Annotated in this window: 22 protein-coding genes; all 22 read left to right on the top strand. The window is 69.1% G+C overall.

Going from position 1 to position 14,784, the window contains the following annotated elements:
• Window positions 1-3: 3 nt before the first annotated feature.
• The 22 genes from AC0L5F_RS12575 to AC0L5F_RS12470 all read left to right on the top strand — a co-directional run bounded on the left by AC0L5F_RS12575 (window position 4) and on the right by AC0L5F_RS12470 (window position 14,731).
• Window positions 4-708, top strand: a complete 705-nt coding sequence (locus AC0L5F_RS12575; RefSeq protein WP_473313734.1) for a ParB/RepB/Spo0J family partition protein — start codon at window positions 4-6, stop codon at window positions 706-708.
• Window positions 705-953 carry a hypothetical protein gene (locus AC0L5F_RS12570; RefSeq protein WP_473313733.1) on the top strand — a complete coding sequence of 83 codons (249 nt, stop codon included), beginning with the start codon at window positions 705-707 and terminating at the stop codon, window positions 951-953. Before AC0L5F_RS12575 ends, AC0L5F_RS12570 begins: the two co-directional genes overlap by 4 nt.
• Window positions 950-1,387, top strand: a complete 438-nt coding sequence (locus AC0L5F_RS12565; protein WP_473313732.1) for a hypothetical protein — start codon at window positions 950-952, stop codon at window positions 1,385-1,387. Before AC0L5F_RS12570 ends, AC0L5F_RS12565 begins: the two co-directional genes overlap by 4 nt.
• A complete protein-coding gene (locus tag AC0L5F_RS12560; protein ID WP_473313731.1) occupies window positions 1,384-1,680 on the top strand; it encodes a hypothetical protein in 297 nt (98 codons plus the stop codon). The genes AC0L5F_RS12565 and AC0L5F_RS12560 overlap by 4 nt, the downstream gene beginning before the upstream one ends.
• Window positions 1,681-1,691: 11 nt before the next feature.
• A complete protein-coding gene (locus AC0L5F_RS12555; RefSeq protein WP_473313730.1) occupies window positions 1,692-2,519 on the top strand; it encodes a helix-turn-helix domain-containing protein in 828 nt (275 codons plus the stop codon).
• 28 nt (window positions 2,520-2,547) lie between these two features.
• Window positions 2,548-2,793: a hypothetical protein gene (locus AC0L5F_RS12550; protein ID WP_473313729.1), complete on the top strand. Its 246-nt coding sequence runs from the start codon at window positions 2,548-2,550 to the stop codon at window positions 2,791-2,793.
• On the top strand, window positions 2,793-3,179 hold the full coding sequence (locus AC0L5F_RS12545; RefSeq protein WP_473313728.1) for a hypothetical protein: 387 nt from the start codon (window positions 2,793-2,795) through the stop codon (window positions 3,177-3,179). Before AC0L5F_RS12550 ends, AC0L5F_RS12545 begins: the two co-directional genes overlap by 1 nt.
• On the top strand, window positions 3,172-4,383 hold the full coding sequence (locus AC0L5F_RS12540) for a hypothetical protein (RefSeq protein WP_473313727.1): 1,212 nt from the start codon (window positions 3,172-3,174) through the stop codon (window positions 4,381-4,383). Before AC0L5F_RS12545 ends, AC0L5F_RS12540 begins: the two co-directional genes overlap by 8 nt.
• Window positions 4,380-4,769, top strand: a complete 390-nt coding sequence (locus tag AC0L5F_RS12535) for a hypothetical protein (protein ID WP_473313726.1) — start codon at window positions 4,380-4,382, stop codon at window positions 4,767-4,769. Before AC0L5F_RS12540 ends, AC0L5F_RS12535 begins: the two co-directional genes overlap by 4 nt.
• Complete coding sequence (locus AC0L5F_RS12530; RefSeq protein ID WP_473313724.1) at window positions 4,766-4,969, top strand: hypothetical protein; 204 nt, start codon at window positions 4,766-4,768, stop codon at window positions 4,967-4,969. Before AC0L5F_RS12535 ends, AC0L5F_RS12530 begins: the two co-directional genes overlap by 4 nt.
• Window positions 4,966-5,331, top strand: a complete 366-nt coding sequence (locus tag AC0L5F_RS12525) for a hypothetical protein (RefSeq protein WP_473313723.1) — start codon at window positions 4,966-4,968, stop codon at window positions 5,329-5,331. Before AC0L5F_RS12530 ends, AC0L5F_RS12525 begins: the two co-directional genes overlap by 4 nt.
• On the top strand, window positions 5,328-6,428 hold the full coding sequence (locus AC0L5F_RS12520; protein ID WP_473313722.1) for a hypothetical protein: 1,101 nt from the start codon (window positions 5,328-5,330) through the stop codon (window positions 6,426-6,428). Before AC0L5F_RS12525 ends, AC0L5F_RS12520 begins: the two co-directional genes overlap by 4 nt.
• Window positions 6,425-7,441 carry a hypothetical protein gene (locus AC0L5F_RS12515; RefSeq protein ID WP_473313721.1) on the top strand — a complete coding sequence of 339 codons (1,017 nt, stop codon included), beginning with the start codon at window positions 6,425-6,427 and terminating at the stop codon, window positions 7,439-7,441. Before AC0L5F_RS12520 ends, AC0L5F_RS12515 begins: the two co-directional genes overlap by 4 nt.
• A complete protein-coding gene (locus AC0L5F_RS12510) occupies window positions 7,438-7,995 on the top strand; it encodes a DUF1643 domain-containing protein (RefSeq protein WP_473313720.1) in 558 nt (185 codons plus the stop codon). The genes AC0L5F_RS12515 and AC0L5F_RS12510 overlap by 4 nt, the downstream gene beginning before the upstream one ends.
• Window positions 7,992-8,312 carry a hypothetical protein gene (locus AC0L5F_RS12505; RefSeq protein WP_473313719.1) on the top strand — a complete coding sequence of 107 codons (321 nt, stop codon included), beginning with the start codon at window positions 7,992-7,994 and terminating at the stop codon, window positions 8,310-8,312. The genes AC0L5F_RS12510 and AC0L5F_RS12505 overlap by 4 nt, the downstream gene beginning before the upstream one ends.
• A gap of 160 nt (window positions 8,313-8,472) precedes the next feature.
• Window positions 8,473-8,625, top strand: coding sequence for a hypothetical protein (locus AC0L5F_RS12500; protein ID WP_473313717.1), 153 nt, complete (start codon window positions 8,473-8,475; stop codon window positions 8,623-8,625).
• Window positions 8,622-9,020 carry a hypothetical protein gene (locus tag AC0L5F_RS12495; RefSeq protein WP_473313716.1) on the top strand — a complete coding sequence of 133 codons (399 nt, stop codon included), beginning with the start codon at window positions 8,622-8,624 and terminating at the stop codon, window positions 9,018-9,020. Before AC0L5F_RS12500 ends, AC0L5F_RS12495 begins: the two co-directional genes overlap by 4 nt.
• Window positions 9,017-9,583, top strand: a complete 567-nt coding sequence (locus AC0L5F_RS12490; protein ID WP_473313715.1) for a hypothetical protein — start codon at window positions 9,017-9,019, stop codon at window positions 9,581-9,583. The genes AC0L5F_RS12495 and AC0L5F_RS12490 overlap by 4 nt, the downstream gene beginning before the upstream one ends.
• A gap of 856 nt (window positions 9,584-10,439) precedes the next feature.
• The gene (locus AC0L5F_RS12485) at window positions 10,440-10,940 is read left to right on the top strand and encodes an SAP domain-containing protein (protein ID WP_473313714.1); all 501 of its coding nucleotides are present in this window, start codon (window positions 10,440-10,442) and stop codon (window positions 10,938-10,940) included.
• 249 nt (window positions 10,941-11,189) lie between these two features.
• Window positions 11,190-12,587 (top strand): hypothetical protein, encoded by a 1,398-nt coding sequence (locus tag AC0L5F_RS12480; protein ID WP_473313713.1) that lies wholly within the window; start codon window positions 11,190-11,192, stop codon window positions 12,585-12,587.
• Between the two features lie 15 nt (window positions 12,588-12,602).
• Complete coding sequence (locus tag AC0L5F_RS12475) at window positions 12,603-12,809, top strand: hypothetical protein (RefSeq protein WP_473313712.1); 207 nt, start codon at window positions 12,603-12,605, stop codon at window positions 12,807-12,809.
• On the top strand, window positions 12,806-14,731 hold the full coding sequence (locus AC0L5F_RS12470) for a phage portal protein (RefSeq protein ID WP_473313711.1): 1,926 nt from the start codon (window positions 12,806-12,808) through the stop codon (window positions 14,729-14,731). Before AC0L5F_RS12475 ends, AC0L5F_RS12470 begins: the two co-directional genes overlap by 4 nt.
• The last annotated feature ends 53 nt before the right edge of the window (window positions 14,732-14,784 follow it).

Genomic DNA, 14,784 nt, shown 5'->3' with positions numbered 1-14,784 from the left:
CGCATGCTCCCGGTCGACCACCTGCTCGCCCACACCGAGAACGTCCGCGACCGGGTCGGCGACGTGTCCGAGCTCGCCGCCTCGATCCGCCAGAAGGGCATCCTGCAGCCGCTCGTCGTGACTGAGCACCCCAGCGTGCGTGACCGGTGGCTGATCCTCGCCGGGCACCGCCGGCACGCCGCAGCCCGCCTCGCCGCCCTCCCTCGCGTGCCCGTGGTGATCCGCCATGACGTGTACGAGCCGGACGAGCAGCTCGAGCTGATGCTCGTGGAGAACATGCAGCGCCGCGACCTCTCTCCGGTCGAGAAGGCCCGGGCGCTGAAGAAGCTGATCGACGGTGGGCTGACGCAGTCCGAGGTCGCACGCCGGATCGGGGTGAAGCCTCCGACGGTCAACACGTACCTGATGCTGCTCGAGCTCGACGCCCCCGACCTCGAGGCCATCGAGACCGGCGACCTGCCTGTGATGAAGGCACGGGAGGCCGTCCGAGCGAACCGCGCGCAGGCGCGTGAATCTGCTGGGACTCCCACCCCGGGACGACCTGTGCAGGTCGAGCTGGCCCACTTCACGAGGAGCCACCCGCTCGCCGCCAAGGTCACCGAACGTTGCGACCACTCCACGCGGCCGAAGGTCGGCATGACCGGGTGCGGGCAGTGCTGGGAAGCGATCATCCGCCTCGACGAGATCGCCGGCGGTGGTGCGGCGTGACGGCCAACGACGCGCGCGCACACGCCACCGGCGGCTACGTCGCGCTCTGCCCCGAATGCGGGAAGCGCCGGTACCTGTCACGGCGCGACGCGCGAGCAAAGATCCGCGTCGACTTCCCCGGCGAGCGGATGTCCGCCTACCGGTGTGGCGAGTACTTCCACATCGGCCACCTGCCGTCTCGTGTCGTCGCCGGCGACATGCCCCGTGACGCGATCGCAACTCGCCGCAGCGGTGGACGCCGATGAAGATCACCGACCAGGGGCCGCTGCGCCTCGGAGACACCGTGCAGCTCACCGACGGCCGCACCGGCCAGGTCTGGGACATTCCCGACGAGGCCGACGGGTTCATCGGGCTCACGGTCGCGACCGACGACCGGTCCCTCGTGCGCGCCAGCCCCCGCGACCTGGTGCTGGTCGAGCGACAGCTGCCGGACCCACCCAACCCCAACGCCACGGCGTCGATCCGGACCGCGAGAAAGCTGCACCCCTGCGACGGCGGCGGCCATCTGGCTGGCGGGATCCGCCCGGGCCAGAAGTACGTCCGCGCGGTCGCGTTCCCCGGCCACGACTCCGGGGCCGCCGACGACGGCCGCCCCCACACGATGCGTCTGTGCTTCTCGTGCGCGTCGAAGTACCCGACCACCGATCCCCGCAACATCGCCCCCAGGAGCACCTCATGAGAAAGCCGATCGAGAAGGACTGCGAGTCCTGCGGCGCCCCGATCCTCATCGCGCCACGAGCCCGCCCCGAGGGCGGCTACACGGCCCTGGAGGCCGTACCGGTGGGAACGTCCCAGCCGCGCATCGTCGCCGTCCTCGTCGGCGCGTTCGCGTGGGAGCCGCGACGCCTGCTCGACGCCATCAAGGCCGAGCTGAACGTGTCCACCGACGTCGCGACCGAACGCACCCGTGGGATGCCGACCCACGCACGCCACCTCTGCCCGTCGCGCTTCGCTGGGCGTGGCGACTCATGAGCGTCGAGTCGATGGCGGTCGTGCTGTACCACTCGGCGTCGAAGGGCACCGCGAGGAACGTGCTGCTCGGGATCGCGAACCACGACGGCGACGGTGGCGCCTGGCCGTCGATCGCGACGCTGGCGCGGGTCGCGAACACCTCGGAGCGGTCCGTCCAGGCGCACATTCGCACCCTCGTCGAGCTCGGCGAAGTGCAGGTCGACCTGAACGCCGGCGGCACCCATCGCACCCGCAACGACCAGCGCCCCAACCGGTACACCATCACCCTCGAGTGCCCACCCGAGTGCGACGGATCCCGCCAGCACCGGCTTGTGGACAACCCGACTGACGGGGTGCAGGTTCCTGCACCCCGTCACATCGACGGGGTGCAGGATCACGTCGTACGGGGTACAGGATCACGTACTGACGGGGTGCAGGAACCTGCACCCGAACCATCCAAGAACCAACCAGAACCTGCAGCAGCGCGCGGCGGCGCCGACGCTGACTCCGACGCGGAGCTCGTCGACGAGCTCCGCAGCCACTTCGCGGCAGCGTCCGCTCTCGACTCGATCGCGTTCACGATGCGCCCCGAGCAGCGCGCCGAGATCGCCGGCCTCGTCCGCACGCACGGCTGCAGGCGACTCGTCCGCGCCGCCCAGGACACCAAGACCGGCCCCGTGCGCCGGGTCACCGCGTTCCTCGAGACGTGGCGCGGCCTCGCGCCCCACGCCCCACCTCGTTCGCTGCGTCCCGCCGGCCCGGTGTGCCCCGAGTGCCAGCAGCCCCTCGCGGCCTGCACCGCGATCAACCTCAAGCTCTCACCCGCCGACAGATGCACCCAAGGGAAGGAAGCCATATGACCACCGACACCACCCAGAGGGCCGTCCAGTGACGCGCCGAAGCGACCGGATCCCCGAGGAACTGCCCGCTCTGCCCATCCCGGCCGCGGTCCAGTTCGCCACCTACCCCGGCAACCTCGAGGCCACCGGTCCCGGGCAGGTCGTCGGGCCGATGCTCGGCTCCCACCAGCTGCTCACCTGCGTCTCCGCCACCCACGACCCCGCGGCCAACACGACTCGCCTCGGGTTCACCTACGGCGACCTGTCAGACCGCTTCCCGCGGGAGGTGGCTTGATGACCAGCGTTCCCGACGAGGCCGTCGTACAGGTCATCCACCAGGCCGCCTACAAGATCGCCGACACGCAGTCCGCTGACCTGACCGGCCCGGACCGTGTCGGGCTCTATGACGCTCTCGAGCAGTACAGCCTCGCGCCGGCGATCGCTCAAGCGGTCGCTGCCGGCGGGTACTTCGACGCGAAGGTCGACGACGAAGCTCTGGCTGCCGAGCTCGAGCAGACCAAGGCTTCGCTCGATGCGTTCCTCGGGTTCGCGCAGCGCCTCGCCGAAGCCGCCGAGGTCGCCCCCGACTCGCCTCTGGTCGACAACGTCGAGGACCTCGTCGACGCCGTGCTCGGGAAGATGCTGAACCCCGGTGGCGATGCAGGTGAGCCCAATGGGTGAGCCGCAGCCCGACTTCATCGGCCCGATCTCGACGCCGAACGGGTCACCGCGCTGCCACGCGACCGACTGCACCGTCTACTCCGTCTGGCACGTCCTGTTCGAGGTCCGCGTCACCCTCGGCGTCTGCGCCGCCGCGCCACTGTGCGAGAAGCACTACCGCGCCGCCGTCGAGGAAGGCCACACCCAGGACGCCCACCAGTTCGGGTCCGTCTGCAACATGCCCGGCTCCGCCTGGCGTGAAGCGAACGCAGGCGAGCCGAGCCGCTGCCTGCTCCCCGGAGAGGCACTCGACGAGCAGCTGCAGCAGCTCGCCGCCTACGGCCCGCCTGCTGCCGCTGCAGTCGACGAGCAGCGGGAAGCTCGAGCCGGTCGGAGCCCGCTACCGGGCACGCCACGCCATCAGCCCGACCCTGTTCAAGGAGACCGTCTGATGTCGCTCTACACGATTAGGCCGCTCGACGACCGGACCGGCTTCAAGGGCAAGCCCAAGCCGTCGGCGTTCACGCGCCGCGCCGGTGACGGGTCGTGGCGCCGTGAGTCGATCCCGTTCTCCGAGACCCGCGAGCTGCTGGCACGCGAGCTCAGGAGCCTCAAGGCGACGAACGCCGTCCTCGAGGTCGACGTGCTCCCGGGCCAGATCCGGCTCGACGGCGAGCTGTACGCCACGGCGAAGGCCCGCACACCCGCGGTCCGGCTGCACTTCGACTCCCCCCACGGTCACCTGACCTACGCCACGGACGCGTTCACGAAGTGGCAGGACAACGTCCGCGCGATCGCGCTCGCGCTCGAGGAGCTCCGCAAGGTCGACCGGTACGAGGTCGGACAAGGCGGCGACCAGTACGCCGGCTACGCCGCCCTCCCGGGCCGGCACTGGTGGCATCGCGCTCGGCGGCATGACCCACGACGAGGAAGCCGCACGAGTGCTGGGGCTGACCTCATGACCGCGCCGTCGGTGGTGATGGCAGCTCCGCTCGAGCACGCCGATGGGGTGTGGGCGCGCCGCGGCCCAACCCTCGTGTGGTTCGAGACACCCAAGCCCGTCGAGCCTCCGAAGCCCCGCACCCCGCTGCTGCCGTGCGGAACCCACGCAGCGTTCAACCGGCACCGCAGCCACGGCGAAGAACCCTGCTACGCCTGCCGTGTCGGTGAGAGCGCCTTCCAACGCAACCGCTACCGCAACCGTCGAAAGGTCACCACCTCATGAGTACCCACCGACTCGCTTCGAGCTTCGTCGCGAACCGAGCACAGATCCGCATCGCCGGACACGAGTTCCCGTTCTACCTGGACCAATCGGGCATCACGATCGAGCCCGTCGAGGGCGCGAGCGACATGTCGATCGTGCACCTTCCTCTGCTCGTCGACGGGCCAGTCGTCCTCCACACCGAGCCCAGGGACCCCGACCAGCCGGCCCCGCCCAACGAGTCGGCGCTCGAGCACGACCGCGCTGTCGCGGCCTCTGCACTGCTCGAGTTCGCACCTGATTGCCCCCTCCACGGCGACGAGGACAAGCCTGGCTGCCGGCTCGTCTGGTACCTCAAGAACCAGCTGGACGAGGCCGCCAAGGCTGTGCTCGCTGGGAGCGCATCGTGATCGGCACCTGCATGAAGGCCGGCTGCCGCCACCGCACCTTCATGGACAGCGACTACTGCTTCAACCACGACGCCTCGGCGGACCGCTTCAGCGGCCTGATGGTCGGGATCGGCGCCGTCGTACTGCTGGTCCGGCTCGCGATCGTCGCCGTCACGATCTGGGCGCTGATCGAGCTCGTCCAATGGGTCACGTCCAAGTGAGCGACCACGCCGAGTTCGAGCGCCTGCTGTGGGAGGCCGGCGAGGTCCGCCCCTGGCGAATCACCCAAGCACTCGACACGCGCAGCCTCCACGGGCCCGACGTCGACGCCGCGTGCGGTGCCACCGAACCGGAGGTCGACTGGTGGGAGGCCGGCGTCCTGTACCCCACATGGGAGCAACTGCAGCGCCTCGCCCAGCTGACCGACTACCCCGTCGCGTTCTTCCTCCACGACAAGCCGCCACCCGAGCTCGGCCCCGTGTTCGTCTGCTCGCGCCCAGGCGGCTGCGACGTCATCACCACCCCGCCACGCGTCGAGGCGTTCACCCCCGACATCGTGCGCGCCACTGTAGGAGCTGCATGACCACCTGCACGTATGCCGGCAACGGCCAGCCCCGCGTCCTCCCGGGCCGCCACACCGACTCGGATGCCGCCGACACGCTCGAGCACGACCCCGACTGCCCAGGCTGCCTCCCGTGCCCGGACGACCACTGCATGGTCTGCCACGTCGAGCACGTCGTCCACGAGTCCACCTGCCCCGACTGCATCGCCATCGCGAAGAAGCGACTCCGCGAGGTCTACGGCCTCCACAAGCACCTCTCCACCCAAGCCGTGCTCGGCGGCAACGACGGCCGCCTCGTCGCCGGCGCACCCATCCCAGGCGGCGACGCCGTCGTCCTGCGTGCAGGCGCCTCCGACGGCCGCGCCGTCGACTGGCGCGAGGCATACAACCGCAGCGTCACCAACCCCAAGCAGCGCCTCGACACCAGCCACAAGGCACTCGAGCGCGACACCGACCCCGTCCCGACCGAGCACATGCTCCGCGAGTGGGCGAAGAGCTGGGCAGACCGCCTCGGCATCACACCGTTCGCCCGCCCAACCCCCGACCTGCTCGGCACCGTCGACTTCCTCATGACCTACACCTCATGGGCCGCGAACCACGACCCCAACTTCCCCGGCTACGTCACCGCCCTCGGCGGACAGGTCGCCGTCCTCGAGCGGATCCTGCACGACGGAGCCCGCAACGAGGCCGGCAACGCACCCTGCTTCCGCTGCGCCGGCGACCTCGTCCGGTCCGCGGCCGACCCGAAGCCCTGCGCGCACGCGCGCCTCGCAGCCCAGGCTGCAGCTCACTGGGAGGAGCCCGACTTCACGACCCGTCACGCGATGAGGTATCTCGAGCAGTGGCACCCGGCCGAGTACAAGGCGCACCAGTCCTGCAATCAGGGCGGCCGCGCAGACACCTACGTCTGCTCCCGCTGCCACTGGCGCTACAGCGAAGGCGGCTACTGGCTCGCCGTCCGCGAACAGATCGAAGCCCAACGCGCCGCACAGGTCGCCGAACAAGCCCCCTCGCGCTTCGAGGCCCTCGGCGCCCTCGCCGACGTCGAGCTGGCCACGTGGCAGAAGCAATGGATCCGCACCCACTTCATCAATACCACCCCCAAGGAGAAGTCATGACCACGAACGAGACGAAGGGCCTAGTGCCGTCGGAGGCTGCGGTCGAGGCGGGAGCACGGGCGGCAGTCGAGTGGCTGCCGAACCTGTCTTGGGACGATCTGTGGGCGGCTGCACGTATCGAGCGGATCGATGAACAGCGGGCTGCCCTGACCGCCGCGTTGCCGTTGCTGGTGGCCGAGGTGGTGAAGCCGCTGCGGGAGTTGGCGGAGCCGATCCGTAGGTACGTCGACGGCATCGCTGATTTCTACGGCGACGACGAGAAGCCGGACGACGTGCTGGACTACGTCGATGGGGGCAGCGGTTCCCCGGCGCTGCGACTGTCCGATCTCCGCGCCATCCTCGACTCCCTGCCGGGTGGTGAGCGGGCAGCGGTGCGTGCCGAGATAGATCGCGTTCAGACCGAGGCTCTGAGGCATGGACAGATCGTGGATGACATCAGTGCCGAACCGATCGCACGTGAGAACCTCGCGCTGCCGTCCGAGCCCGTGCCGACCGGGTTGACCTGGGAGTGCGGCCCCCACGCGAACGCATGGCGCGGTCACGACGCCCGCTGTCGCCAGGTCCCCGCAACATTCGAGCCCGTGCCGACCGTGGACCGCGATGCACTGGCGCAAGCGATCGAGGTCGAGCGGCTGTCCTGGATCAACCGTCTCGCGTCACTGTGTGACGACGACTGGCTGCGCAAGCGCGACAGGTGCATGGGACTCCAAGGCGCCCACAGTCGCCACGACCGCGACGCGGCCGGCGCGTGGGAGCACGCAGCGTCGGCTATCCGGCAACTGCTGGGCGACGACTACGAGGCACGCAGCGACCGACACGACACCTACCGCGACTGGATGGTGAACGGACGGGACCAAGGTGCCGCCGATCGGTGCGAGGCGGCAGGCGGGCACGACCGATCACAGTCCTACGAGTTCAACGGACGAACGTTGTTCACGTGCCCGACCTGTCAGTACCACTGGTCCGAGCCCGCTGCCCCTGGAGACGTCCGCACGCACGGGACCGACGCATGAGCGCGTCGGAGGGCCTGTTCCCTGCGCCACCACCGGCCGTGGCCTCTAGCGGCGCCCTGATCTCAGACGACAGCGTCTACAGGTACTGGCTCAGCCGCGGCTGGTCCGACCCGACCGCGCCGGGCCGTGGTCGCATCGGCGCGACGTTCATCATGCTGAACCCTTCGACAGCCGACGCGACCACGGATGACCCCACGATCCGTCGCTGCATCGGGTTCGCCCAGACGTGGGGATGCGTCCGCCTGCGAGTCGTGAACCTCTACGCCTACAGGGCGACGAAGCCGGATGCGATGTTCAACGCGAGAGCCGAGGTCGGCATCGACATCGTTGGGCCGGAGAACGACATGTGGATCGAGCACGCGCTCCGGGTGACGGCTGGCCCGGTCGTTGCCGCGTGGGGTGCGAACGCCCAACAGGACCGGGTGGACGCTGTGCTGTCGCTGCCGGGTGCCGATCGAATGCAGGCGCTCGGGCTCACGAAGTCCGGCGCACCGAGGCACCCGCTCTACATGCCGGGCGACTCGACACTGATCCCGTTCGGGACCGACGCATGAGCGCGGCGGAGGTGACCTGCCTGATCATCAAGTGCGACACCTGCACCAGGGTAGGTGAGATCGAGGACAACCCCATCCACTTCGAGAACCTGGACGAGGCGGTGAAGTTCCTGGGCGGGTCGGAGGAGAGCGACTGGCTCATGGCTGCTGGCGAGCACACTTGCCCGCACTGTCGAGCTAAGAGGGCCTGCGCCACGGTCGGCCATGACTGGGCCGACTGGTTGGTCAGCGACGCCCGAGGCATTCCGATGGCCCGCCGATGGTGCTTCCGCTGCCAGGAGCACGAGGTCGCGCCGACCATCGGGACCGACGCATGAGCGCGGGAGGTGGACCAATCGTCATCTGCACGCCCGACCCGGTGTGCAAGGACCCACACCCGCACCGCTGGTACTGCATGAGGGGCCACGCGCTGGACGACGCGGCACGGGTTCCGGGCGTCTGTCCGCTGACGGTGTGCGAGCGACGAGGGGCCAACGCATGAGCCGCGTCGGCACGTGGGCGCTTGACGGCCCCGGCTACTCCCCATGCCCGAAGCACGTCGGACTCAACGCCACCGAGGTCAAACCATTCATGGAGAACTTCGCCATCGCCAAGTCCTGCCCAGAGTGCTCGACGTGGGGTGACGCATGACGCCCCCGGACGTGTCCGCGATCCGGGCAAGGCTGGCAGCAGCAACACCCGGGCCGTGGGTGGCTAGCGAGGTCTACGGACTGGTGAGTCCGACGCAGATCGACGGATATGCGCACCCGGTAGAGCGGGAGGACGCGAAACGGCAGACCGCTGCCGACACCGACCTGATCGCCCACGCCCCGACCGACCTCGCCGCCCTGCTCGCCGAGAACGAACGTCAGGCCGCCGAGCTGAACAACCTGCGAGCCAAGGTGCGGGCCGTCGAAGCACTGGCCGACGAGTACAAGCCGACACCCAGCGCCAACCCCGCCGGTGTCGACGCGCTGCGGAAGCAGGCAAGGTACGCAGTCGCTCAGAGGTTTCGTGCCGCCCTCGCAACGGTGGCCGACCAGTGAGCGCCGACGGATCCCGTGAGACCGAACGCACCATGCTCGACCGCCTGTGCCTCCGCTACGACAAGCACGTCACCAACGGTGGGTGGTCCGGCGCGAAGTACCTGAGAGCCGAGCATGTGCCGATCGGCCTGTCGCTGCAGCGCACCCGCATCTGCGACTTCATCGCGGTCAACCTCCACTCGGAGAACAGCGGGACCGGTACCTACCGGTACGGCCCCGGAGGTGGCTACGAGTGGTCCGTCCGAGCCCCCGTCCTCCACGGACACGAGGTCAAGGTCTCCCGATCGGACTGGCTCACCGAACTGGCCGACCCAGACAAGGCCGAGACGTTCCGCCGGCACATGCACGCGTGGTGGCTGGTCGTCTCGGACCGGTCCATCGTGCGCGACGACCTCCCCACCGGGTGGGGCCTCATGGTCATGCGCGGCACTGGGCTGCAGGTCCTCCGCCCAGCTCCTGCCTTGGACCCCGAGCCGATCCCCGGCCACCTGCTCGCATCGTTCGCACGAGCCGTTGCCGCTCACAGGCCCGGGCCACCGCACCGGTCGTTGGTGGACGAGTGAGCGTCGACCACCGCCACGTTCGCCTCATCACCAACCCACTCGAACCCCTGCCCCGGGCACTCCGAGGCATCACCCGCCGCCGGAAGGACGCTGTCGGTGCCGCGGCCTGACCTACCGCCGGGCGCGCGTGGCGTTCGATCGGGGCGCGGTGTGAGTGTCGTGGAACTGGCTGCGTTCCTCGGGCTGACCGCAGGCCGCGTCCGACAGATCGTGGCTCAGCACCGGATCCCGCCCACTGGCCGCGCCGGCCGTGCAAAGCTCTACGACCCGCGCACCGTGCTCGAACACGCCGGATCGCACGACAGGGCTGCGCGGCAAGCGTTGACCTGACATACACTTGTGGCACGGACGACTCTGTCCACTTCCGGCCTCACCCCCCAGGGGTGGGGCCTTCGCCATGTCACCTGGTCGCACGGGTGGGGGGGTGGCCCCCGGTGGTAGCCAAGCACGCCGGCCGGGCGACCCGCCGCTACCGCAAGCTCAAGGCACTGTTCCGTGAGCAATGCGCCCGGGCCTCCGCCCCCTGCTGGCTGTGTGGTCAGCCGATCGACTACTCGCTCGAGTACCCCGATCCGAGCTCGTTCTCGCTGGACCACAGGTTCCCTCGCGAGACCCACAAGCACCTCGCCGAGGACCCCGCGAACTTCGAGGCCAGCCACCTGGACTGCAACCAGCGTCGAGGCAAGCGATCAGCGCCAGCCTCCCTCGGTGATCGGTCCCGGGACTGGTAGGGGAGGGGCGTCAGCATCGCAGGCTCGGCGCGCCGAGGCCCTGTCTTCGCCGGTAGTGGGCCTCTCCCCCCGGAGGCGTCGAGGGGGGTCGACCAACGGGCTCGACCGAGGAGGACAGACACCTCATGACCCAGAAGGCAAAGTCCGTTTCCGCCCCGAAGTCGAAGAAGTCGACCAGCCCGCCGGCTGTCGTGATCCCCGATGGTGGGATCTCGATGACCTGGACAGTTGCGCAGCTCCGCGCGTACGCCCAGCGCGAGTCGATCGACCTCGACGGGGTCTCTCGCAAGGCCGACATTGTGGACCGGATCGCCGGGTACCTCGACCATCGCCGGCCGGTGTTCGTGACCGTTCTCGATGCGACGGACACCTCGATCAAGAAGGCGATCGAGGACAAAGTGCTCGACGAGGCGCTGCAGGCGGGTCCCATCGCAGCGCTGCGGATCCTCGCGAGCAAGATCGACAACGAGGACGAGCTCCGCGCAGCTCGCCCTGTCGTACGCCGGCGAGGAGAAGCAGAAGCCTCCGCCGATCGACAACGTCTCGATCCCGACCTACCTCAAGTACTGCGAGTCCCTCGGCCTGACAGTGGCGACCGCGGCGAAGGGTGCAGCGAAGGGCGGTGACTCCGGTGCCGGTAGCCCAGAGCCCAAGCCGCCGAAGTCGAAGCTTCCAAGGGCTCAGGCTCGCCCACTCGAGCCAGTAAGCCCCTGGTAGGGCGCACCGAACCGCGGATCTTCACTCCACCGCTTCGCCCGCTCGAGCCCCGAACCGCTGCCACCGAGAAGCGGACGCTCGGCTACGCCGTCATCGACTTCGCCGACGACGTCCTCGGCATCGACCTGTTCCCGTGGCAGCGGTGGCTGCTCGTGCACATGCTCGAGCTGCTGCCCGACGGCACACCGCGCTTCAAGACTGTGATCGTGCTCGTGGCCCGCCAGAACGGCAAGAGCATGCTGTCGGTCGTCCTCGCGCTGTTCTTCATGTACGTGCTCGCCCGCGAGCTCGTGATCGGTACCGCCCAGGACCTCGACGTTGCCGAGGAGATCTGGCAGGAGGCCGTCGACCTCGTCGAGGAGACGCCCGAGCTGAACGAGCTGAAGCTCAAGGTGTCGAAGGTCAACGGCAAGAAGTTCCTCGAGCTACAGACTGGCGAGCGATACAAGGTCAAGGCAGCGAATCGACGCGCCGGCCGCGGACTGTCCGGCGACCTGATCCTTCTTGACGAGCTCCGCGAGCACCAGTCCTGGGACGCATGGGGCGCCATCACGAAGACCACGATGGCTCGCGCTCTGGCGATGATCCTCGCGATGTCGAACGCCGGCGACGCCACCAGCGTCGTGCTGCGCTACCTCCGCAAGCTCGCCCACGCTGGACTGGGCGACCCGGACGGGCTCGGCGACCCCGAGGAGCTGCTCGCCGACGAAGAAGAAGGCGCCGAGCTGCTCGACGAGTTCGACTTCGAGGACGACTCCCTCGCCATCTTCGAATGGTCAGCCGCCCCTGGACTTCCCCGCACCGACCGGTCGGGTTGGGCGCAAGCCAACCCCTCACTCGGCTACTCGATCACGGAACGGTCCATCGCGTCGGCCTGCAGGACCGACCCCGAGTGGATCTTCCGCACCGAGGTGCTGTGCCAGTGGTCGGACACCACCATCGAGGGCCCCTTCCCGCCCGGCGCCTGGGAGGCCGGCTTCCCCGCTGAAGGCGAGCCCGTCTCCAAGATCCGCAAGAAGTCCGACCTGCTCTGGGGTGTCGATCTCTCGCACGACCGGACTCGCGCCTACGTCGGCGTCTGCGGGTGGCGCAAGGACGGCAGCCCTCACGGAGAGATCGTCGCCACCCGCGGCGGCACCGACTGGCTCGTTCCGTGGTTCACCGACCGCGTCGAGAAGTACGGCACCATGCGAGTCGCCGCCCAGGGGCGCGGCGCCCCGATCTCATCGGAGCTCGAACGCCTCGAGGCCATTGATGGCGTCGAGGTCATCCGCTGGGAGGGCGCCGAGCTCAGCCGAGGCACCGGGTCGTTCTACGACGCGGTGTGCCTCCCCGATGGACGCGGCTTCCGCCACAACCGTCAGCCCGTGCTCGACGTGCCGGCTGCCACCGCCGCTGTCCGCCCAAGCGCCGACACGTGGCTGTGGGACCGCACCAAGTCCCCCACCGACATCGCGCCTTTGATCGCCGTGAACGCCGCCCACTGGGCACTGACCTTGGTCGAACCTCCGCCGGAGAAGTCGGCCTACGAAGAGTACGAAGTGCTCACAGTCTGAGGGAGGCCACCGCCAGTGAAGGATCTTCGCCAGCACGTCACCAAGCAGGTGATCGTCGAGACTGACGCCATGACCGTGAAGGGTCGCCTGGTCGCCGCCGGTGCGCAGTCCATCACGCTGCAGGACACCGTGGTCCTCGCAGACGCCGATGGCGGCAAGCCGATGGACGGCACCGTCGTCTTCCCCGACGACCGCGTCGCGTGGATCCAGGTGCTCGGGTGACCGTCTTCCAGACCCTCGGCGAGCTTTCGTCGCACCTCGAGGCATCAGGTGGCGGCACGCTCGAGTTCGTCGACCCCGGACTGCCGCTCGGCGCCGTGAGCGACATCGACGTCAAGAACGTCTGGGAGAGCCAGCCCAGCGTCCGCAAGGTCGTTGACTTCATCGCCCGCTCCCACGCCCAGGTCCCCCGCCACCTGTTCGAGCGCGTCTCCGACACCGAACGGCGCCGCGTCACCGACACCCCGCTCGCGCGGATGCTGAAGAACCCCAACCCGGCCGCCGGCATGACCGCGTTCCGGTTCTACAGCGAGCTCACGATCGACTACGCCCTCTACGACCGCTGGTGCGCCGCGATCGTCGACCGCGGCGATTCCATCGAGTTGCACCGCATCCCCGCACGCAAGGTGCGGTTCAAGACGAACGCGCTCGACGAGGTCATCAAGGTCGTACTCCTGGTCGGCGGCGAGCGCCGCGAGATCGACCCGGACCGGTTCCTGTTCGACCACGGGTACGCGCACTCCGGCGGCAACGGCACCTCGCCGATGCGGACGCTCCGCGACATCTTGAACGAGCAGGCCGAGTCCGTCACGTACCGGCGCGACCTCTGGAAGCGCGGCGCACGGTTCGGCGGCGTCATCACACGCGGCAAGGAGTGGCCCAACCCCAAGGCGCGGCGCCGCTTCGAGCGCGGCTTCCAGCGGTTCGCCTCTAACGGCGCCTCAGCCGGATCGTGGCTGCTGCTCGAGGACGACATGAAGGCCGAGCAGATGAAGTCGATCGCTCCCAACGACGCGCTCGATCTCGAGGGCCGCAAGCTCGCCGACGTCGAGGTCGCGTCCTCGTACCACATCGCGCCCGAGCTGATCGGCGCGCGCGAGGGCACCTTCTCGAACATCAAGGCGTTCCTCGAGGCCCTGTACGGTCCCGCGCTGGGCCCGATGATCACCGCGTTCGACCAGTCGTTCAACGCCGCGCTGACCCGCGGCACGGATTACTACATCGAGGCGAACGTCGAGGCGATGCTGCGCGGCAACTTCGAGGACCAGCTGAAGGCGTACCAGCAGGCCGTCGGCGCCCCGTGGATGACCCGCGCCGAGGCTCGCGCCCGTTCGAACCTGGCGCCGATCGACGGCGCCGACGAGCTCGTGACGCCGCTGAACGTCCTCGTCGGCGGCCAGGCGAACCCGCGCGACTCAGCACCGAAGTCCGACACCGTCCCCGACCTGGTCCCCCCGTCGAAGCTCGGAACGAAGCGTGCCGCCGTGTCGATCAAGGAGCGCGCTCCCGAGTCGTACACCACCAAGACCGAACAGGTCCTCGCCGCGTTCTTTGCCCGTCAGGGTGCCGCAGTGCTGTCGTCCCTCGGCGCCGGAGACGCGGACTGGTGGGATGCGTCCCGCTGGGACACCGAGCTTGCCGAGGACCTCTACAAGCTGGCGGTGTCGACGTCCGAGGCCGTCGCAACCGCCGTGATCGAGAAGGCCGGCCTCGACGCAGACGAGTACGACGTCGATCGCACCCTCGCGTTCCTTGCATCGGTCGCCGCATCACGGGCCGGCATGGTCAACAGCACCACCCGCGACCAGGTCCAGGCTGCCATCGACTCCGAAGACGAGACGAAGACCCCGGCAGCCGTGTTCGATGCCGCGCCGGACGAACGCGTGCCCGTCGCCGCGGCCGCCCTGGTCATCACCTTCTCCGCGTTCGCGGTCGCCGAAGTCGGCAAGCAGCTGGCGCCCGACACCGCCACCAAGACGTGGATCGTCAACTCCGACAACCCTCGCGCCACTCACGCCGCCCTGAACGGCGAAACGGTGCCGATCTACGAGACCTTCAGCAACGGCATGGACTGGCCTGGAGACCCCGTCGGCGGCGCCGACGAAGTCGCCGGCTGCCAGTGCTCGCTGCGGCTGGATCTCTAGCACCACCCACCCACACCCCGACCGAGCAGGCGCCCACATGGGCGCCCGCTTCG

The sequence above is a fragment of the Aeromicrobium sp. 10G20-16 genome (assembly GCF_055809665.1).
The sequence above is the reverse complement of the archived record's forward strand: the minus strand, read 5'-3'. Positions and strand labels throughout refer to the sequence as shown.